This window comes from Paracoccus sp. SM22M-07, assembly GCF_001887735.1.
GTDB lineage: Bacteria > Pseudomonadota > Alphaproteobacteria > Rhodobacterales > Rhodobacteraceae > Paracoccus.
In genome coordinates this window covers 1-23,215 of sequence record NZ_JPKW01000011.1, presented here as the reverse complement: position 1 = coordinate 23,215, position 23,215 = coordinate 1, and the positions used below count along the sequence as shown (strand labels likewise).

The window sequence follows — 23,215 nt, the reverse complement described above, 5'->3', positions numbered from 1 at the left end:
CGGTCGGCCCGGAGAAGACAATGAACACTCAGATCCAACCCGATCCATCGGCCATCGGCGGCGTCCCCAAGGCGCCGCTTGCCTTTTTGCCCGGCCCCGCGAAATTGTTCGCGACCCGGGCCGAGCGGTTCGATTTCCTGGCCGATCACGGCGGCAACGTCGCCCCCTATCTGCGCTTTCTTGGGGCGCTGACGGCGGTTCAGGCCCGGCTGGCGGGTGAATTGCCCGCCGCCGATTCCCTGCCCGCCGACCGCATCGAAACCGCCCGGGCGCACCGCATGCCCCCCATCGACCGGGCCGAAATGGCCACGGATGCCGGGCTTTACGCGACGCTGGACAGGTTCCTGGACCTAGCGGCTCAGATCGAGATGCCCGAACCCGCCCGCATCGCCCTGCAGGCCGTCAAGGCCGCACCCATCGCGGATCGACACTGGCTGCTGGAAAACGTGCTGGCCGACCGCATTCCCGATGACAGCGCCGCAGCGCATCTGTTCGTCGCAGCCGCCGTCCAGCTGCATCTGTCGCGCATCGCCGCGACGCTGCCCGCCGACAAGCTGGTTCCGATCAGAACCGGCATCTGCCCGTCCTGTGGGGGGCGGCCCGCGACCTCCAGCGTAGTCGGCATCGGGGCGCTGGACGGGGCGCGCTATGCCGCCTGTTCCTGCTGCACCACGCAATGGAACGAGGTGCGCCTGACCTGCCTGTGCTGCGGGTCGACCAAGGGCATCAGCTATCGCAGCGTCGAGACGATCGAGGCCACCGTCCGTGCCGAGGTCTGTTCGGAATGCGATCATTGGGTCAAGGTGCTGTACCAGAACAAGAACCACAGCCTTGAACCCATCGCCGACGACGTCGCAAGCTTGGGGCTGGATCTGATGATGAAGGATACCGACAAGACGCGGGGCGGCTTCAATCCCTTCCTGACAGGCTATTGATGAACGGCTTCCGCGCCCTGCCTTCGGTCGATCAGCTGCTGCAGACGGACAGCGTCGCGCAGCTGATCGATGCGCATGGCCGGCAGTTGGTGACGGCGACGGCGCGCGCTGCGCTGGATGCGGCGCGGCAAGCCATTCGGGATGGGGCGGATGGCATGGTGCAGGCGGCGCGCCTGCCGCATCTGCTGGCCGCCGATCTGGCGGGCATGGCGCAGACGGACCTGCGTCCGATCCTGAACCTGACGGGCACGGTGCTGCACACCAATCTGGGCCGCGCGATCCTGGCGCCCGAGGCGATCGCAGCCGCGACGGATGCCATGGCCTCGCCCCTGGCGCTGGAATTCGACCTGACCACGGGCGGGCGCGGACAGCGCGACGATCATCTGCGCGGGTTGTTGTGCGAACTGACGGGGGCCGAGGACGCGACCGTCGTCAACAACAACGCCGCCGCCGTGCTGATCGCGCTGAACAGCCTTGGCCAGGGGCGCGAGTCCATCGTATCCCGCGGGGAACTGATCGAGATCGGCGGCGCCTTCCGCATGCCCGACATCATGTCGCGCGCGGGCACGCGCCTGGTCGAGGTCGGGACCACGAACCGCACCCATCCGCATGATTATCAGGACGCCATAACCGAGGATACCGCCCTGATCCTCAAGGTGCATACCTCGAATTATCGGATCGAAGGTTTCACCGCCGAGGTTGGCGCACCCGACCTGTCGCGGATCGCGCGCGACGCCGGGGTGGTGCTTATGAACGACCTTGGGGCGGGATCGCTGGTCGATCTTTCACACTATGGGCTGCGCCGCGAACCCACCGTGGCCGAGGCCGTGGCGGAAGGGGCCGATCTGATCACCTTCTCGGGCGACAAGCTGTTGGGGGGACCGCAGGCCGGTTTCATCGTCGGGCGGCGCGACCTGATCGCGCGGATCAACAGGAACCCCCTGAAACGCGCCTTGCGCCTGGACAAGATCCGCATCGCGGCGCTGCAGGCGACCTTGCGGCTGTATCGGGACCCCGACAGGCTGACCGCGCGCATGCCCGTTCTGCGCATCCTGTCGCGTCCGCGCGACCAGATCGCGGCGCAGGCACAGCGGCTGGCCCCGCAGGTTGCGGCACGACTGGCACCGCTTGGCTTCGACGCGGCGGTGACCGATTGCGCCAGCCAGATCGGCTCGGGTGCCTTGCCGACCGACACCATCCCCTCGGCGGGGTTGCGGCTGACCGGACCGGGCGGCGATGCGCCGGACCGGCTGGCGGCGCTGCTGCGCGCCCTGCCCCACCCTGTCATCGGGCATATCCGGGACGGGGCGCTGATCCTGGACCTGCGCTGCCTGGATGATGACGATGCGCTGATGCGGGCGCTGGCCGACCTATGATCGTCGGCACTGCGGGGCATATCGACCACGGCAAGACCGCCCTGGTCAAGGCGCTGACCGGCACCGATGCCGACCGCCTGGCCGAGGAAAAGGCCCGTGGCATCACCATCGACCTGGGGTTTGCCTATGCCGATCTGGGAAGCGGCCAGATCACCGGATTTGTCGACGTTCCGGGACATGAACGCCTGATCCACACCATGCTGGCGGGCGCGGGCGGCATCGACATGGCGCTGCTGGTGGTCGCCGCCGATGACGGGGTGATGCCCCAGACCCGTGAACATATGGCGATTCTTGACCTGTTGGGCATGGAACGCGGGCTGGTCGTGATGACCAAATGCGATCTGGCCGATCAGGTGCGGCGCGACGCCGTTGCGGCCCAAGTCCGCGAGCTGACCGCCCCGACCGGTCTCCGCGATGCGCCGGTGCTGATGGCATCGACCGTCACCGGCGAAGGGATCGCCGACCTGCGCGACGCCCTGTCGCAGGCCGAGGCCGAAACAGCCGCCCGACATGCCGATGGTCCCCTGCGCATGACCGTGGATCGCAGCTTTACCCTGTCGGGCACCGGGACGGTGGTGACGGGGACGATCATCGCGGGTCGGGTGGCCGTCGGCGATCAGGTGGTGGTCGGACCGACTGGTCTGAGCGCGCGTGTGCGCGGCATTCATGCCCAAAGCCGCGCGGCAACCCTGGGTCTGGCCGGCCAGCGATGCGCCCTGAACCTGGCAGGCGATCAGATCACCAAGGATGCCATCCATCGCGGCGATGTCGTCATGGCCCCTGCCCTGCATGCGCCGACCACGCGCATCGACGCGATGCTCAGCGTGCTGCCATCCGAACCCACCCCTATCGGCACCTGGTTTCCCGCCCGCCTGCACAGCCATGCCGCAGAACTGGGTGCGCGCATCGTGCCGCTTGGCGATCCGATCGTGCCCGGATCTCAGGGGCCGGTCCAGATCGTGCTGGACCGCCCCGTCGCGGCGGGGATCGGGGATCGCTTCATCCTGCGCGACGTGTCGGCCATGCGGACCATTGGCGGGGGGCGGTTCCTGGACCTGCGCCCCCCGGCCCGCAAGCGCCGCGCGCCCGAACGGCTGGCCCTGATCGAAGCCGCCCGCCATGCCGATCCGGCGCGGGCCCTGCGGGCGATGCTGTCGGTGGCCCCCGTCGAAATGGCGGTATTCGCGCGTGATCGTGGCCTGGCGGGCGCCACCGCACAGCAGGCATTGGACGATGCCCAGGGACACGCCGTCGGGGCCATGGCCCTGTCACAGGCGCAGCTGGAGTCCCTTCGCGACGGCATGCAGACCCAACTGTCGCAATTCCACGAGGAAAATCCCGACCTGGCCGGATTGGGGCGCGAAAAATTGCGACTGGCGCTGACGCCGCGCCTGCCCAAGGAAGCCTATCTGGTCCTGCTGCAATCCGAGGCGCAGGCCGGGCGCATCGTTCTGGACGGGGCCTTCATTCGCCAGCCGGGACACGAGGTGCGCCTGACCGATCAGGATCAGGCGCTGTGGGACCGCATCGCGCCGTCACTGACGGGCCCGCTGAGATTCCGCCCCCCCCGTGTGCGCGATTTCGCGACCGATTTCGGCGTGGATGAAAAGGAGGTCCGGCGCGTCCTGAAACTGACGCAGAAGCTGGGGCGGACCGATCAGATCGCGCATGACCATTTCTTCGCCCGCAGCACCACGTCGGAGATGGTGGCCATCCTGCGCGATGTCGACGCGCAATCGGCCGAAGGCTGGTTCACCGCGCCCGATTTTCGCGACCGCGTCCAGAACGGCCGCAAGGTCGCCATCGAGATCCTGGATTTCTTCGACCGCCACGGCGTCACGCTCCGTCGCGGCGATCTGCGGCGGCTGAACCCCCATCGGCTGGACCTGTTCGGCTAGATCGTCGCGCCGCCCTGTTCGATCACCGCCTCCATCGCGACATGGCTGGAGGTGGCATGGACATAGGGCAGCGACGAGATGCTCTCGGCCATGATCTGGCGGTAATGGGCCATGTCGCGCGAACGCACCTTCAGCAGATAATCGAAGCCGCCCGCGATCATGTAACATTCCTCGACCTCGGGGATGGCGCGGACGGCAGTGTTGAAAGCCTCCAGCGCCTTCTGGCGGGTGTCGGTGACGCGCACCTCGATATAGGTCACATGGCTCAGGCCCAGCTTCAGCGGCGACAGGATCGCGCGATAGCCGGTGATCAGTCCCGCATCCTCCAGCTGGCGGACACGCAGGGCGACGGGGGTCTTGGACAGGCCCACCTTGCGCGCCAGTTCGGTCATGGGAATGCGGGCATCGGCCAGCAATTCGCGCAGGATGCGCCGATTCGTCGGGTCCAGAAGGTCTGACATTGTTCTGTTTTTCCGCTGATTATGGTCATTCCGCCCACGGTCTGATCAACCTTTGGACACATCGTCCATACACTAGACGGTATCATGCGTGAAACGCCAAGGGGGCTGCCATGATTGATCTGTCCGCATTCGATTCCACCGCCAAGTTCCAGCCGGAAGCCCCGCTTCTGGAACAGCTGACAGCCACGGCGGCGCTGTCGGCCGCGGACCGCGAACGGATCAGCCAGAATGCGGCCCGGCTGGTGACCCGCATCCGCAAGGAATCCGATCCCACGATGATGGAGCTGATGCTGGCGGAATACGGGCTGTCCACGCAGGAAGGCGTTGCCCTGATGTGCCTGGCCGAGGCGATGCTGCGCGTGCCCGACCGCGCCACCATTGACGCGCTGATCGAGGACAAGATCGCGCCGTCCGATTGGGGGCGCCATCTGGGGGAATCCTCATCCAGCATGGTGAACGCCTCGACCTGGGCGCTGATGCTGACCGGAAAGGTGCTGGATGACGAACAGCCGGGCCTGGCAGGCACGCTGCGCGGCGCGATCCGGCGGGTGGGCGAACCGGTGATCCGCACCGCCGTCACCCGCGCCATGCGCGAGATGGGCCGTCAGTTCGTTCTGGGCCAGTCCATTTCCGATGCCCTATCCCGCGCCAAGGGGCAGGAAAAGAAGGGCTATTCCTACAGCTATGACATGCTGGGCGAGGCCGCGATGACGCAGGCCGATGCCGACCGCTATGCCGGCGAATACCGCAAGGCCATCGAGGCCATCGCGAGCGCCTGCGACAAGGGTTCGGTGCGCAAGAACCCCGGCATCTCGATCAAGCTGTCGGCGCTGCATCCCCGCTATGAGGTCGCGCAGACCGACCGTGTCATGGCGGAGCTGGTCCCGGTGGTGCTGGATCTGGCGCAGCGCGCCAAAGCGGCGGGGATGGGCCTGAACATCGACGCCGAGGAACAGGACCGTCTGGCGCTGTCGCTGCGGGTGATCCGCGCGGTGCTGGCCGATCCGTCGCTGGCCGGATGGGATGGTTTCGGCGTCGTGGTCCAGGCCTATGGCAAGCGGGCGGGCGCGGCGATCGACTGGCTTTACGCACAGGCGACCGAGCTGGACCGCCGCATCATGGTCCGTCTGGTGAAAGGCGCCTATTGGGATACCGAGATCAAGCGCGCCCAGGTCGAGGGGTTCGAGGATTTCCCGCTGTTCACCCGCAAATCGGCCACCGATGTCAGCTATATCGCCCTGGCACGCAAGCTTTTGGGCATGAACGACCGCATCTATCCGCAATTCGCCACCCATAACGCCCATTCCGTGGCCGCCGTTCTGGACATGGCGGCGGGACATTCCTTCGAATTCCAGCGTCTGCACGGCATGGGCGAACGCCTGCATGACATCGTCCTGCGCGATCATGGCACCGCCTGTCGCATCTATGCCCCCGTCGGCGCGCATCACGACCTGCTGGCCTATCTGGTGCGCCGCCTGCTGGAAAACGGCGCGAACAGCAGCTTTGTGAACCAGATCGTCGATGAGGACGTGACCCCCGCCGAGGTCGCCCACGACCCCTTCGATGCGGTGAAGACCGAGACACCGCCTGCATCGCTGGTGGCACCCGAGGCGATCTATGGCGCGGGCCGGGTCAATTCGCGCGGTTTCGACCTGAACGCCCGCGACGTGCTGGAGCGCATCGCGCAAGCACGCGACGGCGCCATCACCGATGCCGGCCCCCTGACGGTCAGCGCGCCCACCGGCACAGCCCATCCCGTGGTGAACCCCGCCACCGGCGATGTGCTGGCCCGGATCACCATGGCCGATGAGGACACCGTCGCCCGCGCCCTCTCCGATGCCCGGACCTGGGACGCGCCCGCGGCGGAACGTGCAGCGGTGCTGCGCCGCGCCGCCGACCTGTACGAGACCGAGTTCGGTCCCTTCTTCGGCATGCTGGCCCGCGAGGCGGGCAAGACCCTGAACGACGCCGTGGCCGAACTGCGCGAAGCGGTCGATTTCCTGCGCTATTACGCCCAGCAGGGCGAAGACCGCACCGATGCCGCGCGCGGCACCATCGTGGCGATCAGCCCGTGGAACTTTCCGTTGGCGATCTTTACGGGCCAGATCGCGGCAGCGCTGATGGCCGGCAACGCGGTTTTGGCCAAACCTGCCGAGCAGACCTCGCTGATCGCGGCCCATGCGACGCGCCTGCTGTTGCAGGCGGGCGTACCGCAATCGGCGCTGCAGCTGTTGCCCGGTGACGGCGGCACCGTGGGCGCGGCCCTGACGCGCAGCCCCGATGTGGCGGGCGTGGTCTTCACCGGCTCGACCGAGACGGCACAGCTGATCGCGGCCAGCATGGCCAAGCATATGGCGCCCGGCACGCCCCTGGTGGCCGAAACGGGTGGTCTGAACGCGATGATCGTGGACAGCAGCGCGTTGCCGGAACAGGCGGTGCGCGACATCATCGCCTCCAGCTTCCGGTCGGCGGGGCAGCGGTGTTCGGCCTTGCGCTGTCTTTATGTCCAGGAAGACGTCGCCCCCCAGATCATCCGCATGATCAAGGGTGCCATGGACCTGCTGAAGATGGGCGACCCGTGGGACCTGTCCACCGATGTCGGACCGGTCATCGACCAGGATGCCCGCGACCAGATCGACACCTATCTAGAAACACATCGCGACCGTGTGTTGCACCGTTTGGACGTTCCCCAGGACGGCCATTTCGTCGCCCCCACCCTGCTGCGCGTCAACGGGATCGAGGAGATGGACCGCGAGATCTTTGGCCCGGTCCTGCATGTCGCAACCTACAAGGCGCGCGATCTGGACAAGGTCGTGCAGACGATCAACGACCGTGGCTATGGCCTGACCTTTGGCCTGCATACCCGCATCGACAGTCGGGTCGAACAGGTCACCGCCAAGATCCATGTCGGCAACATCTACGTCAACCGCAACCAGGTGGGCGCCACGGTCGGCAGCCAGCCCTTTGGCGGCGAGGGTCTGTCCGGGACCGGTCCCAAGGCGGGTGGTCCGCTGTATCTGCCCCGCTTCTTCGCGCCTGCCGGGCGGGGTCAGATCACCTCAATCCCGGTGCCGGTCACCGATCAGCTGATGCCCGGCCCGACGGGCGAATTGAACCGGCTGAGCATCCTTCCACGCGGCCCGGTCCTTTGCCTGGGCCCCGATGAACAGGATGTCCAAAACCAGATGGCTGCGGTCAAGGCATTGGGCGGCACGCCGGTGACCGGCGATGCCACGGCCCTGACGCAAAGGGATGATCTGGCGGCAGTGCTGTGGTGGGGCGACGACGAAACGGGGCGTGCCCACGCGCAGGCCCTGGCCGAACGCAAGGGGCCCATCGTGGCGCTGATCACGGCGATGCCGGACCGCGCCCATGTCTGCCATGAACGGCATCTTTGCGTCGACACCACGGCTGCCGGTGGTAACGCGGCGTTGCTGGCCAGCTGAGCCTCCGCTCCCCTTGCCAAGGCGGGCGGCCCGGTCCAAATGTGGGGCGGGCCGTGCTTCAAGACGGCTTCGGAGGGGAATCGTCTCTGGTGGGGCGGCCGGACTTCAAATCCGGTTGGGGCAGCGAGCCTGTCCCGGGTGGGTTCGACTCCCATTCCTCTCCGCCAATCCGACCGATGCCGGGAAACATGACAGATTACGCGACCGATTTCGATGAATGGCTGGCCAAATCAATGGCCGAGTCCGATGGCTTCACCATGCTGGTGGTCCTGATCGGATTGTCGGACAGGCGGGTGTCGTTGCTGCGGTCGGCGCATCTGCACGTTATCGGCGATGAACTGACTTGGCCTGTCCTTGCGCAGCACCTGGATGGTGCCGGCGTTTCCTGGGATGCCGTTGCCCTGTTCCGGGCGGGGCGCGAAGGGATCGTGGCCGATGACGTGGCCAAGACCCGTCTGGATGCTCTGGTCAAGGCGATGCATGCCGACCGGACCCTGATCCGCGACGGCGAATTCCTGAACCGCGACGGCCTGCGCCTGCGCCTGGACGACGCTTAACAGGTCTGCGTGTCTTCGGGTTGACCCTTCAGATCCAGGCCACGGGCGGTCGGCGGCTGCCAAGTGGGCGACCGTTCGACCGCGCCTTGGGTGTTCGTGCCCAGCTGCGATCCGCCGGTGCCACCGCTCCAACCCGTGGTACCGGTGTTTTCGGGGGCGGTGCCGTCCTCGGACGGGGCGGGACTGGTGGCGGGTTCGGCCTGGCCGGATTCGTCAGTGCAGGCGGGTTCGGCGCTGTCATTCGTCGCCTCGGAGGAGACCGCCGACGGTTTGCCCGGATTGTCCTGCGCAAGCACCGGCCCCGACAGGCCGATCATCAGGGCCGTGATGCCGATTGCAGACTGAAAGAACGGGCGGGACATGGCGGAACCTTCCTTGTGAATCATGGGGGAACGCCATGCTGGCGTCGCGGTTCCCTTTCATACCTGCTTCGCGATCTGCAGGCCCCGTTCGGCGAATGTCGCGGCCAAGGGCGCAAGATCGCCGGCCCCCTGCCCCGCCGCATTTCCAGCCGCAGCCCTGTCGGCGATGCCCACGAAGATGGCGGAAAAGCGGAACAGGGCAAAAGCCTCGTGGAAGGGCTGCAGCGGGGGCGTTGGGGCTGCGTGGTCGTAATAATGTGCCACGAAGCTGTGCCTGTCGGGGATCCCCATCGCATCCAGATCCAAGCCGGCGATGCCCCCGAACTGGTCCGGGCTTGTGCGCCATGCCATGCAGGCGAAGCCCAGATCGGCCAAGGCCGGGCCAAGGGTCGACAGCTCCCAATCCAGAATGCCGATCACGCGGGGGGCGTCGGGGGAGAAGATCAGGTTGCCAAGACGAAAATCGCCATGCGCGATAGACACGCGTTCGTCCTGATCAGGCAGGTTTTCCGACAGCCAATCATGCAAGGGCGCAAGGGCCGTGATGGGGTCATCACGCAGAAGCTGCGAGTTCTGGTATTGCTGCCACCAACGCGCGATCTGTCGGGGGTAATACCCTTCTGGGCGGCCGAAATCACCCAGCCCCACCTGCACCGGGTCTACGGCATGGAGCGCGGCCATCACGCGGGCCATCTCGGCGAAGATTTCGCCGCGTTCGGAAGGCGCGATCCCCGGCAGGGAATTGTCGTGAAACACCCGCCCGTCCAACCTCTGCATCAGATAGAAGGGGCGCCCGATGACCCCATCATCCGCGCAATAAAGGATCGGTTCGGGAACCGGCACGCCCTGCCCCTGCAAGGCCTGCAGGACGCGATATTCACGGTCGATCGCATGGGCGCCTTTCAGGATCGGACCCAAGGGCTGCGTGCGCAGGACCATCCGCCTGTCACCGTGATCAACCATGCAGGTGGGATTCGACTGCCCCCCCGCGATCGGGCGCAGATCATAGTCTGCAGGGCCGAATCTCGCGTCGAGCCAAAGCTGCAGCCCTGAAAAACGGTTCTCAGGCGTCATGGTCCGCCCCCGCAACCGGCCAGGACCAGAAATCACCCCCCTGCGCCGCATAGGCACGGGACAGCACCATCTTGTGAACCTCGTCTGCGCCGTCGACCAGGCGGGCCTGTCGGGCATAGCGATAGATCCATTCGAGCACGGTATCGGTCGAGTAGCCGCGCGCCCCATTCACCTGAATGGCCCTGTCGGCCGCGTCGTGCAGCAGGTTGGCCACGTGGATCTTGGCCATCGAAATCTGCGGCGCCGCCCGCCGTCCCTGATCCAGTTCCCATGCGGCGCGCATGACCAGCAGGCGGCCGATCTCGATCCGCATGGCCAGATCACCGGTCGCGACCTGCACGGTTTCGCGATCCGCCAATCGGATGCCGAAGCCTTCGCGGGTTTCGGCATAGTCCTGGGCAATCTGCATGCACCGCTTGGCAAGACCCAGCCAGCGCATGCAATGGGTCAGCCTTGCAGGGGCAAGGCGTGTCTGGGTGACGCGCATGCCCTTGCCCTCGGCCAGGATCACGTTTTCCACGGGGATCCGCAGGCCGTCGAATTCCAGTTCGCAATGGCCGCCATGTTCTTCGGGACCCATGATGCCGATGCGGCGCAGGATGCGCCAGCCCGGCTGGTCGGCATCGAACATCATCGCCGTCAGCGCGTCCTTGGGTCCGTCCGAAGTCCGGGCCAACAGCATGAAGTGCTGCGCGCCCTCGGCCCCGGTGATGAACCATTTGCGTCCCGTGACGACATAATGATCGCCCTGCCGCACCGCACGTGTGCGGATCATCGACGGGTCCGATCCCCCGCCGGGTGCAGGTTCGGTCATGGCGAAGGCCGATCTGACCCGGCCCTCCGCGATGGGCGCCAGCCAGCGGGCGCGCTGTTCGGGGCTGGCCAGTTTCGACAGGACCATCATGTTGCCGTCATCGGGCGCGGCGGAATTGAAGACCACCGGCCCGAAGATCGATCGGTTCATGTCTTCATAGCAGACCGCCATGCCCTGGATGCCGACCCCCAGCCCGCCATCGCGTTCGGGAAGCTGCAGGCACCACAACCCTTCCGCTCTGGCCTGGCTGCGCAGTTCCTGCAGCAGCCTGTCGCTGATATTGCCATGGCCGTCATAGGCGGCCCGGTCGCTTTCATGCGGAATGATGCGCGTCTCGACAAAGGCGGCGATGCGCCTGCGAAGATCGTCCAGTTGCGGCGTGATGGTGAAATCCATGACGGCCCCCTCCTCTCTTGAACTCTCAGTCCTGTCTGGTTCCCCTTGGCTGGCGCCAGCTATGGCAGAAGTCTGACCCCGCGCAGACGGGGCTCGGAACGGTTGGCGGCCACGGTGAGCCGAGCCATGAAATGCGAACGGACATAGGTCGCGTGGAATCTCGTCGGGGCGGTCAGGTGCAGGATATCGTTTTCCTGGCCAGCTTCGGTCAGGGGCGCCAGCCAGGCATCGAAGATAGAGGGATCTTCGGCCTGCAACAGGATACGCATCCTGGCCCAGCAGCCTTCAGCGGGTTCGATCTCGGCGCGTCGAAAGGGCACGACATTGGCCACTGCCGGCGATGCCGGTTGATCCGTCATGCGGCTGACATAGTCTTCGCCGATATTCTTCCATGCCGGACGCGTGTCCAGAAGGATCCGCTCCAGATCCAGCCCCAGGACCGAGACGCGTCCGCGTGCGCCCTGACGTTTGACGGTGATCCAAGCAAGCGCGCGCAGTCGCGCCATGTCGCGCTTGACGGTGCGTTCATCCACGCACCAGAGCCGCGCGATCTCTTTCTGGCCCATGGTCAATTCGTTGCGTTGCCAGTTGTAGCGGGTGGTGATCAGCGATATCAGCCGCAGCACCAGCCGTTGCAGGTTCTGGTCGCCCGCAAGGCCATGCGCCATCAGCGCCGACAGGATGTCGTATTTCCGCGCCGCCGCCTCTCGGCCGACGGGTTTGTTCACCTGCATCGTCGCTCCTGCTGCCGGATTGCTCGGCTGACTGCTTGGATGCGGGCCGGGTTCTTGTGGCGCCCCAACGTTTTTCCGCATCCTCACCGCATTTGCGTCCTAAAGCACGATTCTGTCAAGCAGGTAGGTCGATGGTTCTGTCTGGCTGCCTGCTGATCAAGATAAAAACAGGTTTCAATGGTATAGGGGGACGAATGGCGTGTCCCCCTATTTGGATGCGAATGTCCCCTATTCCGGCGCATTCGATTAAAAGCTGTCCCCCATTTTTGGCAGGGTCTGGTTCTTCAAACGATTCCCGTCTTTTGGGGCGATTCGGCCAGTACGGCTTGAAGATCGCTTTTTCCTGCTTTGAGTGAAGTTGTCTTTTGCCAAAAAGGCAAATCAGGCGTAAAAGCGGAAAAGAAGATATTTAGCGTTCTTGAAGACAGGCACAACATGTATACCCACGAAGACCTCGCCCGGTTGCAAGCGCAATCCCTGAAGATGCAAGGCTGGATCCGTCGTCAGACCTTCAGCCCGGCCAATGAGAAGACGTTGCGCCGCTTTTCCAGCTGGGAGGTCGCCGAACTGATCTTCCGAATCAATCAGTCCACCTTCCGAGGCAAGCTGGCGGCGGACCCGAACCTTCCCCTCGGGGAAGTCGAGGAAGACGGTCGGCAGCGTTGGTTCAGCCTGGAAGAAGTGAACGAATTGCGTCGCCGTGTCAGGATCAACAAGAAAAGCCTCATGCCCCCGCGCCCCGAGGGCAAGCGCGCCTTCCGCGCCGCCATCGCCAATTTCAAGGGCGGCGCAGGCAAATCGACCGTCGCGTTGCATTTCGCCCATGCTGCGGCTCTGGACGGCTATCGCGTGCTGGTCGTCGATTTCGATCCTCAGGCCACCCTGTCGCATTCCATGGGCCTGTCGGATGTGGGTGAGGATCACACGGTCTGGGGTATCATGGCCCGCGATTTGGAACGCGAGACGGATCGCATGAACGTCGCCAGCGCCGGTGCCGAGTCGGGGACCGCCCTGCCCCAACGCAAATTGCCGGCCTCGATTCGCGACATGGGATTGGGAACCTTGCGCCCCGCCGACTTCATCAAGCCCACGGCCTGGCCGACGATCGACATCGTCCCCAGCTGCGCGAATGCCGCGTTCGTGGAGTTTGCCAGCGCCCAATATCGCCACCTTAATCCCGAATGGACCTTCTTTGGCGCCGTGTCGCGCTTCTTGGATAGCCTGGCAGATGATGCCTATGATCTGATCCTGTTCGATTGTCCGCCAGCCATTGGCTATCAATCCATGAACGCGGTCTTTGCGGCCGATATGCTCTATGTGCCATCTGGCCCCGGATACTGGGAATATGACAGTACGACCAGCTTCATCGGCCAGCTGTCCGAGGCGCTTGAGGATTTGTCGCACGGGTTCGAAAACTTCCCCACGGGGAAGATCACGCTGCCCAAGACCTTCACGGATATTCGTTTCCTGATGACCCGGTACGAGCCCTCGAATGAATTGCACCAAGCGATGCTGGGCGCTTTTCGACAGGTCTTTAGCGAACGCATGGCCGAACACCCCATCGAACTGACGCGGGCGGTCGAACAATCGGGTCGTTTCCTGTCATCTATCTATGAGATCGACTATCGCGAAATGACCCGGGGCACCTGGCGACGTGCAAGGGCGACTTTCGATCAGGCCTATGAGGAGTTCAGGGGGCACGTCCTGACCGCTTGGGATCAGCTGGAGGATAACGCATGAGCCGCAAACGCCGCATGTTCGACATCGATATTCCCGAGGACGACAATGCAGACTTCCCCGCAGGGAAGGTGGACAAGGTCGACCAGCGCCGGGGTCCGATGGCAACTGCCATCGTTGAGACGGCGGAGTCGACCCGTGATCGCGCCGCCATCGAAGCCCAGATCAGAGCAGAAAACGACGCGCTTGCGCAGGAGCATGTCCGGCTAAAGCGGGCAGGGTTGATCACCGACATGATCGAACTGGACTTGATCGACAGCTCAAAGCTGGTGCGCGACCGCAAGCCGGAGGCTGATCTTGAGCTTGTGGAATTGATGGCATCGATCCGCGATATCGGGCTGTCGAATCCCATCCAGGTCGAACCGTCGGGTGACGGACGCTATCAGCTGATCCAAGGGTATCGCCGTTTGTCGGCCTATCGCAAACTGCGCGATGATTCAGGGCAGGTGGATAAATGGGGACGCATTCCGGCGGGCATCTCTGCTCGTGGCGACCAGCTGGAACAGCTGTACCGCCGGATGGTCGACGAGAACCTGATCCGCAAGGATATCTCATTCGCGGAAATGGCGCAGCTTGCCTTGCGTTATGCGCAGGATCCGCAGACCGCCGAGCCTGACCCCGAAAAGGCCGTCGCAATTCTGTTCAAGTCGGCAGGATATCAGAAGCGCAGCTATATCCGCAATTTCATCCCGTTGGTTCAACATCTGGGCGATGTCTTGATGTTTCCGCAGGAGATATCCCGTGCTTTGGGACTTGCATTGGCGCAGCGCCTTCAGGATGTGCCGGGAATGGCAGCGGCCATCAAGGCCGAGCTGAAAAGCTGGGATAAGCGAAGCGCCAAGGATGAGGTCGATTTGCTGCGCCGCTATGCGGGGCAGGGATCTGAAGATGCAACGGCACCAAGCCGGGATCCCGGTTTCGATAGACCTGCACCCGCTGCCAAAGCCAAGACAACCTTCCAGTTACAGCGTCCCCAAGGCAGCGCCAAGTGCACAGCCGCCAATGGGCGACTGGAGATCCGTCTGCCGCGCGATTTTTCTGCCGTTGACCGCCGCAAACTGGAAATTGCAGTGGCATCCATGCTGGACCAACTGGAGTAGCGGTCTTCCCTGCGGGGAAGATCCTCTGACGACTGCCAGTATCTCGCCTAAGATAGATTATGTATTTCAATAAGATAGGGGTTCTAAGCGCGCCGGAAACCACACAATAGCATTTGCAGATCATGCAAATTGCGTTAGCAATCCTGAGATCCAGCAAAGGCATTCTCATGATCCAGACAAACGCGGCCCCTTTGCGGGGTATCGTCCTGAAATGCGCCAGCGTCAGCGTCTTTACGGTCATGGCGGCGCTGGTCAAGGCGACCTCGATCGGGGACGTGCCTGTTCCGCCCGGACAGCAGGTGTTCTTTCGTTCGTTCTTTGCGCTGCCCGTGATCCTGCTGTGGTTGGTCTTCCGATCCGAACTTCGGGTCGGGCTGACCACTTTTCGTCCGATGGGCCATTTCTATCGTGGCATCGTCGGCACGGCGGCCATGGGCTTCAATTTTTGGGCGCTATCCCTGCTGGCCTTCCCCGAAGCGACGGCGATCGGCTATGCCGCGCCCTTGCTGGTGGTGATCTTTGCGGGAATGTTTCTGGGCGAAGACGTCCGCGCATTCCGACTTGGAATGGTCGCGATGGGGCTGGCGGGCGTGTTGATTGTCCTGTCGCCACAACTGACGGGGGTGGGGCCTTCTGATCCTGCCCATATGCTGGGCGCGGTTGTGGCACTGATGGGGGCGTCATGCGCGGCATTGGCCCAGATCTTCGTGCGCAAGCTGGTCCAGCAGGAACGGACTTCGGCCATCGTCTTCTGGTTCTCGATCACCTCGACTTTGCTTTCGTTGATCACATTGCCCTTCGGGTGGGTGATGCCGGCGGGCGGAACGCTGGCGATGCTGGTCCTGACCGGAGTGCTGGGCGGGCTGGGGCAGATCCTGCTGACATCGTCCTATCGTTTTGCCGATGCCTCGGTGGTGGCGCCGTTCGACTATGCCTCGATGATCCTGGCGGTGCTGATCGGCTGGATGGTCTTTGGGGAAATGCCGACCAGGGCGGTTCTGGGGGGCGCATCGGTGGTGATCCTGGCTGGCATTCTGATCATCTGGCGTGAACATAAACTGGGGCTTGAGCGGACACGCCAAAGGCGCGCCGGCACGCCGCCGGGATAGGGCAGGCCGGGATAGGGCAGGGGGGTCAGCCCGCCTGCCGCGATGACAGGCTGTCCAGCATGGCCACCAGGTCGCGAAACCTCTCGCCCTGGACAAGGACGTGATCGGTCATCGCCTGTGATGCCGCGGCACTGTCGCCCGCTTTGATGGCATCGGCAATCGCGCGATGTTCGGCCATCGACCTTTGCACGCGACCGCGCGCCTGCAGTTGACGCCGACGGTAAGGCTGCAGCATGGCCTGCAAACGCAGCGTTTCGGCCCTGAGGAAGGGATTGTGGGCGGCCGCATAGATGGCTTGGTGGAATTGCGTGTTCCGCGCGTAATAGGCGTCGCTGTCCCCCGCCTGCGCCGCCTCTTCGCAGGCCTGCAGGCTTGTGCGGATGGCCTGAAGATCATCGGCATCGGCGCGGCGACAGGCAAGGGCTGCGCAAAATGCCTCCTGCTGGGCCATCACCTCGAAACGGTGCATCAGCTCGGTCACGGTCAGCTTGGTGACGAAGGTGCCACGCTTGGGCTGGACGACCAGCAGGCCCGAGGTTTCCAGCGCCTGCAACGCCTCGCGTACGGGCGTACGGGAACACCCGTAATCGGCCGCGATGCGGTCCGGGTCGATCCGGTCACCGGGGTGATATTCCCCGTCGACGATGGCGTTTTCCAAAGCCAGCCTGATCCGTACAGCAGTCGGAAGAGTCATGTGTCCGTCCCGTTCCCCGCGGCGATTGCACGCTTCGCCGCAGCAAAAGTCCACCAATCAGGTTGTTATATACATCAATTCATGTACCGTGTATATCAACCGAGGGGGAGGATCGGAACATGGTGAAACAGCGTCTGGCATTTCTGACCGATTTCGTCGAGGCAGTGACCCGTCGCGGTCGCAATTCGGGCGATGAGGCCGATACGTTGAAGGCCTTGGCGCGCCCGGCATCCGAACGCATCGCCGCCGCCTGTTCGGTGCTGATGGGCCGCATCGGGGACGCCGCGCGGGTGGCGGTCGCGGAACAGGCGCTGCGGGCCTATGCGGAATTGCAGCCCGACGAAAAGCTGCGTTTCTTCCAGCGGCTTCGCGATGATTACGGCGTCGATGCGGACAGCATCCGCCAAGCCTATGGCGCATGGGATGCCAATCCCGATGCCGCCGCCGTGGCCGATCTGTTTCGCGTGGTCGAGCCCGCCCGCCAGACATTGCTGCGCCGCCTGAATCTGGCCCCCGGTGCCACGCCGCAACTGGTGGCCATGCGTCGCGATCTGTTGCAGGCGATCGACCAGGACGCCTCGCTTGCCGCCATCGATCAGGATTTTGCCCATCTGCTGGCCTCGTGGTTCAACCGCGGGTTCCTGTCGATGCGGCGGATCGACTGGAACGCGCCTGCGGCGATCCTGGAACAGATCATGCGCTATGAAAGCGTGCACCGGATGCAGGGTTGGGATGACCTGAAACGGCGTCTGGCACCGGCGGATCGCAGGCTTTACGCCTTCTTTCATCCAGCGACGGGTGACGTGCCGCTGATCTTCGTCGAAGTCGCATTGACCCGTGGCATTCCCGATGCCATCGCCCCCATCCTGACCGCAGCCGAAGGTGAGGCGCAGGCGCAGGCCGATACGGCCGTCTTCTATTCCATCAACAACAGCCTGGCCGGCCTGAAGGGTGTGTCATTTGGCAATTTCCTGATCAAGCAGGTAGTCGCCGAGCTGTCGGCCGAGCTGCCGCAGTTGAAGACCTTTGTCACGCTGTCGCCGGTTCCGGGCTTTGCCCGCTGGCTGGCGGGGCAAGACGACGACCGTGCCCGCGCGCTGTCGCAGGCTCTGCAGGCAGCGGACTGGCAGCATGACCCCGACCGGATCGAGGCGCTGCGCCCCGAGGTGCTGGCGCTTGCCGCCCGCTATATCGTGGTCGAGCGGGGCAGGGGGGGCATGCCCGCCGATCCGGTGGCCCGCTTCCACCTTGGCAACGGCGCCTCCGCCCATCGCCTGAACTGGCCGGGTGACATGGCCCCTTCGGCCATGAAGGCGGCGCATGGCTTGATGATCAACTATCTTTACGAAGTGACGCAGATCGAGGCGCGACACGAGGCGTTCGTCCGCGACCAGACCGTGGCCCATGGCGACCAGCTGGCCGATGCGTTGAAAAGCTGAAGGAAAGGCACCTCACGATGCAGACCATAGAACAGAATTTCACCAAGGCCGCTGCCACGCATGGCGACAAGGCGCTGTTTGAACGGCCGGGGCAGCCGGATATCAGTTTCGCCGCCATGCAGGATCTGGTCGGGCGACTGGCCAGGGTCCTGGGCGACCTTGACGTCGCCCCCGGCGACCGCGTGGCCGTCCAGGTCGAAAAATCGCCCGAGGCCATCGCGCTCTATCTGGCGGTCCTCAGGGTGGGGGCGATCTTCCTGCCGCTGAACACCGCCTATACCGGCCCCGAGATCGACTATTTCATCGGTGACGCCGCGCCGCGGTTGTTCGTCTGCGACCCCGCGCAGGAACGGACCCATGCCCATCGGCCAGGCGACGCGCTGACGGTGCAGACGCTTGGGGCGGCGGGTGACGGCACGCTGATGGACAGGGCCGCCGGTGCCGCACCCCGCGCGGACAGCCATGCCGCAGGGCCCGATGACCGCGCGGCGATCCTCTATACCTCGGGAACGACGGGCCGGTCCAAGGGCGCGGTCCTGACCCACGGCAACCTGGTGTCGAACACCGAGGCGCTGTTGGACCACTGGCGCTTCACTGAAAACGACCGGCTGATCCATGCCTTGCCGATCTTCCACACCCACGGGCTGTTCGTTGCGGCCAACATGGCGCTGACGGCCGGCGCCACGATGATCTTCCTAACCCGGTTCGACGCCGAAGAGGTGATCGACCTGATGGCGGATGCGACGGTGCTGATGGGGGTGCCGACCTTCTATACCCGCCTGCTGAAATCGGACCGTCTGACCCAAAAGGCGACGGCGAACATGCGGCTGTTCGTATCGGGATCGGCACCGCTGCTGTCCGAGGATCATCGTGCCTTCCAGGAACGCACCGGCATGGCCATCCTGGAACGCTACGGCATGACAGAAACCTGCATGATCGCATCGAACCCCTATGACGGCGACCGGATCCCCGGGGCCGTGGGCATGGCGCTGCCCGGTGTCACGGTGCGCATCGCGGATCGCGACAGCGCGGCAGTGCTGCCGCAGGGCGAAATCGGCCTGATCGAGGTCAAGGGCCCGAATGTCTTCGAAGGCTATTGGAACATGCCCGAAAAGACTGCCTCCGAATTCCGCGAAGACGGCTTCTTCATCACCGGCGATCTGGGGATGATCGGTGAGGACGGCTATCTGCGCATCGTGGGGCGCGACAAGGATCTGGTCATCTCGGGCGGCTACAACGTCTATCCCAAGGAGGTCGAGGAGGCGATCGATGCCCTTCCCGGCGTTCTGGAAAGCGCCGTGATCGGCCTGCCCCATCCGGATCTGGGCGAGGCCGTGACCGCCATCGTCGTGCCCCGTGCCGGTGCGACCGTCGATCCCGATGCGATCCGCGCCCTGCTGGCCGACGGCTTGGCCCGCTTCAAGCAGCCCAAGCGCGTCTTCGTCGCGGACGCTTTGCCGCGCAATGTCATGGGCAAGGTCCAAAAGGCACAGCTGCGCAAGGAATACGCCGACACTTACGCCTGACTTACAGCCCCCCGCCCGCGCCGGAGGAGGGTGCGGGACGGGGGGACAGATCACATGGGAGGAAACATGATCATCTTCGGAGTCGCGGCCCTGGCCGCCTGCCATCTGGCGGGCGTCATCCTGGGCGACCTGCTGGGCAGTCTTCTGGGCGTCCAGTCCAATGTCGGCGGCGTGGGCTTTGCCATGCTGCTGCTGATCTTCGCCACCGACTGGATGCGCCGAACCGGGCGTCTGCCCGCCATCAGCGAACAGGGCATCCTGTTCTGGAGCGCGATGTACATCCCCATCGTCGTGGCCATGGCTGCCCAACAGAATGTCGTCGCCGCCCTGGCCGGCGGGCCCATCGCCATCATCGCCGGTGTCGGTGCGACCGTCGCCTGCATGGCGCTGGTCCCCGTCGTCGCCCGGATCGGCGGACAGGACGAAGCCCTGCCGCCCCTGACCGCGCAGGAGGCCTGAGCCATGGAGATCGTCGAAATCCTGGAGAAGAACGGCCTGGTCTTTGCCTTCGTCGTCATCGGCCTGGTGATGTGGGTGTCCTATCAGCTGTCCGACAAGCTGTCGGCAGGGCGGCTGCATGGGTCCGCCATCGCCATCATCATCGGCCTGTTTCTGGCATGGCTGGGCGGCACGATCAGCGGCGGGTCCAAAGGTCTGGCGGATCTGACGCTGTTTTCGGGCATCGGCTTGATGGGTGGATCAATGTTGCGCGACCTGGCCATCGTCTCGACCGCCTATGGCGTCGACATGCGAGAGATCCGCAAGGCGGGTCTCGCCGGCGCGACCGCGCTGGCGCTTGGCATCATCGTGTCCTTCGTTGTGGGCGCGCTGGTCGCCGCCGCCTTCGGCTATACCGATGCGATCAGCATGGCGACGATCGGCGGAGGCGCCGCGACCTATATCGTGGGTCCGGTTACCGGCACGGCTCTTGGCGCCAGTTCCGAGGTGATCGCGCTGTCGGTCGCCGCAGGTCTGCTGAAAGCGGTGCTGGTGATGATCGGCACGCCTTTCGTGGCGCCTTATATCGGGCTGAACAATGCCAAATCCGCCATGGCCTATGGCGGGCTGATGGGCACGACCAGCGGGGTTGCCGGGGGCCTGGCTGCCACCGACAAGCGGCTGGTGCCCTATGGCGCGATGACGGCGACCTTCTATACCGGGCTTGGCTGCCTGATGGGCCCGTCGGTTTTCTATTTGGTGCTGCTGGCGATGTTCGGAAACTGACGCGCCAGTCCGGGGGCCCGGATCGCGGTTGTGATCTGCGGCCTTTGGATGGGGCCGCCCTCAGGGCTGTTGCGCGACACGGGGACAGGGCGCTAGGCTTTCCTTCGGAGGAGGGACCGCCATGACCGTGACCTTGTCGCGCCGTGATGCCTTGTGGTTGGGCCTGACCGGATATGTCGCGTCGGTCCTGCCGGGGCAGGTGATGGCGGGCTCGGTCGAGGATCTGATCACCGCCTTTGCGCAGGGGGCCGTGCCCGTCGAACGGGGGATCCTGCTGACCCTGCCCGCCGAGGCGCCGGACGGGTTCGTGGTGCCGGTCCAGGTCCAGGCCGAAGGGGCGACCCGCATCATGCTGCTGGCTTTGGCACGCAAATCGCCACTGGTCGCGACGGCTGTTTTCGGCCCCGCCAGCGGGACGGCCCGCCTGGCAACGCGCATCCGCCTTGCGGAGAGCCAGGACATCATGGCGCTGGCCCGCCGCCCCGACGGGACGGTGATGCAGGCGAAGGCGCCGGTCGCGGTTCTGGTCGCAGGATGCGCGGGATGACACGGATCCGCATCCGCATGCCGGATCTTGTCCAGGCGGGACAAACCTTCACGATCCGCGCGCTGATCACCCACCCGATGGAAACCGGCCTGCGCGTCGATCGGACGGGCATGACGGTGCCTCGTCGCATCATCCACCGCTTTGTCTGCACCCTCGACGACATTCCCGTCATCGACATCGCCTTCGAGCCTGCGATCTCGGCCGATCCCTTTGTCGAATTCGACGCCGTGGCCGAACGTTCGGGCGTGCTGCAGTTTCACTGGCACGACGAATCCGGCGAGGTTCACAGCGCCAGTCGTGATCTGAAGGTGATATGACATGATCCGAAGGGCCGTTCCGGTATCGCGACGCCTGTTTCTTGCCACCGGCGCCGCGACGCTGCTGGCCGCCCCGGCCGTGCTGGCGAAGGGGGCCGCCAGGGTGGTGATCGTGGGCGGCGGGGCAGGGGGGGCTTCGGTTGCACGGATGCTGGCCACCGCCCCCGGCATTCAGGTCACCCTGGTCGAGGCGAAGCCGGTCTACACCACCTGCTTCTTCTCGAACCTCTATCTGGGCGGGCTGCGCAGCTTTGACAGCCTGCAGTTCGGCTATGACCGCATGTCGGGCGCAGGGGTTCAGATGATCCACGACCGCGCCATTGCCGTCGATCGCGACCGGCGCGTCCTTGCTCTGGCCGGGGGCGCCCGGCTTTCCTATGACCGGCTGGTCTTGTCGCCGGGGATCGATTTCGTCGAAGGGTCGGTTCGGGGCTGGATGATGGACGACGCGCAGACGATGCCACACGCCTATCGGGCGGGGCCTCAGACCCAGCTGTTGGGGCGCCTGCTTCGCGACATGCCACAGGGTGGCCTTTTCGCGATGGTCGCGCCCCCCAATCCCTACCGATGTCCGCCCGGACCCTATGAAAGGGTCAGCATGGTCGCCCATCTTTTCACGCGTCACAACCCGACGGCCAAGATCCTGATCTTCGACCCCAAGCCCACCTTTGCCAAGCAGGCCCTGTTCACGGAGGGGTGGCAGCACCATTATCCCGGAATGGTCGAACGGATCGGCCCCGATTTCGGCGGCGCCGACGTACAGCTGCGCCCCGCCGATCGCCAGGTCATCGTGGATGGACAGGCGCAACCGGTCGATCTGTGCAATGTCATCCCGGCACAGAAAGCGGGCATGATCGCCGATCTGGCAGGTTTGACGAACGACACGGGTTGGGCACCGGTGGACGGAACCACCATGACGGCCTTGGCGGACCCCAACATTCATGTGTTGGGTGACAGCGCTGATCAGGGTGACATGCCAAAATCGGCCTATGCCGCGAATTCACAGGCGCGGGTCGTCGCCGACAGCATTGCAGGCCAGCTGACCGATGCACCGTCTTACGCGCCAAGCTATGCAAATATCTGCTGGTCACTGCTGGCGCCCGGGGACGCGGTGCGGGTGGGGGCAAGATACGTGGCCCAAAACGGCCGGATCGTGGCGACGGAGAACTTTGTCAGCCAACCGTCCGAGGATGACGACCGTCGAAGGGCCACCGCAGTCGAGGCCGAATCCTGGTATGACGGGATCACCACCGAACTCTTTGGTGAATCAGCGGTGTGATTCGTCTTATCCTGTTCGTTATCGTTGTTGTTCCCGAGATTTTTGCATGAATTATTCGTTTGATTTCAGGTGTTTGTGCGGATTGTCTGGTTTCATTTCATGAAACTTTCAAAAACCTGCTTGCGTCTGTTTGTTGGTTTGCCTAAACACCGCTTCACCGAAGGCGGGAACGCTTGAGGGGCCGGGACGG

21 protein-coding genes and 1 tRNA gene are annotated in these 23,215 nt (G+C 64.5%); 16 read left to right on the top strand and 6 right to left on the bottom strand.

Annotated elements, in window-relative coordinates; all coding sequences use genetic code 11:
• Positions 1-20 precede the first annotated feature (20 nt).
• The 3 genes from fdhE to selB are packed head-to-tail and all read left to right on the top strand — an operon-like array spanning position 21 to position 4,209.
• Positions 21-935, top strand: a complete 915-nt coding sequence (gene fdhE / locus IE00_RS14800; RefSeq protein ID WP_072297980.1) for a formate dehydrogenase accessory protein FdhE — start codon at positions 21-23, stop codon at positions 933-935.
• Positions 935-2,311 (top strand): L-seryl-tRNA(Sec) selenium transferase, encoded by a 1,377-nt coding sequence (gene selA, locus IE00_RS14795; protein WP_072297979.1) that lies wholly within the window; start codon positions 935-937, stop codon positions 2,309-2,311. The genes fdhE and selA overlap by 1 nt, the downstream gene beginning before the upstream one ends.
• On the top strand, positions 2,308-4,209 hold the full coding sequence (gene selB / locus IE00_RS14790; protein ID WP_072297978.1) for a selenocysteine-specific translation elongation factor: 1,902 nt from the start codon (positions 2,308-2,310) through the stop codon (positions 4,207-4,209). The genes selA and selB overlap by 4 nt, the downstream gene beginning before the upstream one ends.
• Here the strand turns inward: selB and IE00_RS14785 are convergent.
• Positions 4,206-4,670, bottom strand: a complete 465-nt coding sequence (locus IE00_RS14785) for an Lrp/AsnC family transcriptional regulator (protein ID WP_072297977.1) — start codon at positions 4,668-4,670, stop codon at positions 4,206-4,208. The genes selB and IE00_RS14785 overlap by 4 nt on opposite strands.
• Positions 4,671-4,780: 110 nt before the next feature.
• Between IE00_RS14785 and putA the strand changes: the two genes are divergently transcribed.
• The 3 genes from putA to IE00_RS14775 all read left to right on the top strand — a co-directional run bounded on the left by putA (position 4,781) and on the right by IE00_RS14775 (position 8,673).
• On the top strand, positions 4,781-8,116 hold the full coding sequence (putA, locus tag IE00_RS14780; RefSeq protein ID WP_072297976.1) for a bifunctional proline dehydrogenase/L-glutamate gamma-semialdehyde dehydrogenase PutA: 3,336 nt from the start codon (positions 4,781-4,783) through the stop codon (positions 8,114-8,116).
• A gap of 71 nt (positions 8,117-8,187) precedes the next feature.
• Positions 8,188-8,283: transfer RNA gene (locus IE00_RS20200), tRNA-Sec, on the top strand.
• 21 nt (positions 8,284-8,304) lie between these two features.
• Positions 8,305-8,673: a hypothetical protein gene (locus IE00_RS14775; RefSeq protein WP_072297975.1), complete on the top strand. Its 369-nt coding sequence runs from the start codon at positions 8,305-8,307 to the stop codon at positions 8,671-8,673.
• Here IE00_RS14775 and IE00_RS14770 read toward each other — a convergent pair.
• From IE00_RS14770 to IE00_RS14755, 4 genes are read right to left on the bottom strand one after another with little or no spacing between them, the layout of a single operon-like run.
• Positions 8,670-9,035 carry a hypothetical protein gene (locus IE00_RS14770; RefSeq protein ID WP_139291470.1) on the bottom strand — a complete coding sequence of 122 codons (366 nt, stop codon included), beginning with the start codon at positions 9,033-9,035 and terminating at the stop codon, positions 8,670-8,672. The two genes, IE00_RS14775 and IE00_RS14770, sit on opposite strands and share 4 nt — an antisense overlap.
• Positions 9,036-9,092: 57 nt before the next feature.
• Positions 9,093-10,109 carry a phosphotransferase family protein gene (locus IE00_RS14765; protein WP_072298093.1) on the bottom strand — a complete coding sequence of 339 codons (1,017 nt, stop codon included), beginning with the start codon at positions 10,107-10,109 and terminating at the stop codon, positions 9,093-9,095.
• The gene (locus IE00_RS14760; RefSeq protein WP_072297973.1) at positions 10,099-11,319 is read right to left on the bottom strand and encodes an acyl-CoA dehydrogenase family protein; all 1,221 of its coding nucleotides are present in this window, start codon (positions 11,317-11,319) and stop codon (positions 10,099-10,101) included. The genes IE00_RS14765 and IE00_RS14760 overlap by 11 nt, the downstream gene beginning before the upstream one ends.
• A gap of 59 nt (positions 11,320-11,378) precedes the next feature.
• A complete protein-coding gene (locus tag IE00_RS14755) occupies positions 11,379-12,053 on the bottom strand; it encodes a DnaA N-terminal domain-containing protein (RefSeq protein ID WP_072297972.1) in 675 nt (224 codons plus the stop codon).
• Positions 12,054-12,488: 435 nt separating this feature from the next.
• On the opposite strand from IE00_RS14755, the gene IE00_RS14750 reads away from it, so the two are divergent.
• The 3 genes from IE00_RS14750 (at position 12,489) to IE00_RS14740 (ending at position 15,999) form a co-directional block, all read left to right on the top strand.
• Entirely contained in the window at positions 12,489-13,793 is a 1,305-nt protein-coding gene (locus tag IE00_RS14750) for an AAA family ATPase (RefSeq protein ID WP_072297971.1), read from the top strand.
• The gene (locus IE00_RS14745; protein WP_072297970.1) at positions 13,790-14,890 is read left to right on the top strand and encodes a ParB N-terminal domain-containing protein; all 1,101 of its coding nucleotides are present in this window, start codon (positions 13,790-13,792) and stop codon (positions 14,888-14,890) included. The genes IE00_RS14750 and IE00_RS14745 overlap by 4 nt, the downstream gene beginning before the upstream one ends.
• Before the next feature lie 167 nt (positions 14,891-15,057).
• A complete protein-coding gene (locus IE00_RS14740) occupies positions 15,058-15,999 on the top strand; it encodes a DMT family transporter (protein WP_072297969.1) in 942 nt (313 codons plus the stop codon).
• A 25-nt stretch (positions 16,000-16,024) separates the two neighbouring features.
• On the opposite strand, the gene IE00_RS14735 is transcribed toward IE00_RS14740, so the two are convergent.
• Positions 16,025-16,693, bottom strand: coding sequence for a GntR family transcriptional regulator (locus IE00_RS14735; protein ID WP_072297968.1), 669 nt, complete (start codon positions 16,691-16,693; stop codon positions 16,025-16,027).
• Positions 16,694-16,812: 119 nt separating this feature from the next.
• On the opposite strand from IE00_RS14735, the gene IE00_RS14730 reads away from it, so the two are divergent.
• The 7 genes from IE00_RS14730 (at position 16,813) to IE00_RS14700 (ending at position 23,025) form a co-directional block, all read left to right on the top strand.
• On the top strand, positions 16,813-18,132 hold the full coding sequence (locus IE00_RS14730; RefSeq protein WP_072297967.1) for a malonyl-CoA decarboxylase domain-containing protein: 1,320 nt from the start codon (positions 16,813-16,815) through the stop codon (positions 18,130-18,132).
• A gap of 17 nt (positions 18,133-18,149) precedes the next feature.
• Complete coding sequence (locus IE00_RS14725; RefSeq protein WP_072297966.1) at positions 18,150-19,658, top strand: malonyl-CoA synthase; 1,509 nt, start codon at positions 18,150-18,152, stop codon at positions 19,656-19,658.
• A 66-nt stretch (positions 19,659-19,724) separates the two neighbouring features.
• Positions 19,725-20,117 carry a malonate transporter subunit MadL gene (madL, locus tag IE00_RS14720; protein ID WP_072297965.1) on the top strand — a complete coding sequence of 131 codons (393 nt, stop codon included), beginning with the start codon at positions 19,725-19,727 and terminating at the stop codon, positions 20,115-20,117.
• Positions 20,118-20,120: 3 nt separating this feature from the next.
• Positions 20,121-20,882 (top strand): malonate transporter subunit MadM, encoded by a 762-nt coding sequence (madM, locus tag IE00_RS14715; RefSeq protein ID WP_072297964.1) that lies wholly within the window; start codon positions 20,121-20,123, stop codon positions 20,880-20,882.
• A gap of 121 nt (positions 20,883-21,003) precedes the next feature.
• Positions 21,004-21,429: a thiosulfate oxidation carrier protein SoxY gene (locus IE00_RS14710; RefSeq protein ID WP_083554435.1), complete on the top strand. Its 426-nt coding sequence runs from the start codon at positions 21,004-21,006 to the stop codon at positions 21,427-21,429.
• The gene (soxZ, locus tag IE00_RS14705; RefSeq protein WP_170864169.1) at positions 21,426-21,746 is read left to right on the top strand and encodes a thiosulfate oxidation carrier complex protein SoxZ; all 321 of its coding nucleotides are present in this window, start codon (positions 21,426-21,428) and stop codon (positions 21,744-21,746) included. Before IE00_RS14710 ends, soxZ begins: the two co-directional genes overlap by 4 nt.
• Position 21,747: 1 nt before the next feature.
• A complete protein-coding gene (locus tag IE00_RS14700) occupies positions 21,748-23,025 on the top strand; it encodes an NAD(P)/FAD-dependent oxidoreductase (protein ID WP_072297962.1) in 1,278 nt (425 codons plus the stop codon).
• The last annotated feature ends 190 nt before the right edge of the window (positions 23,026-23,215 follow it).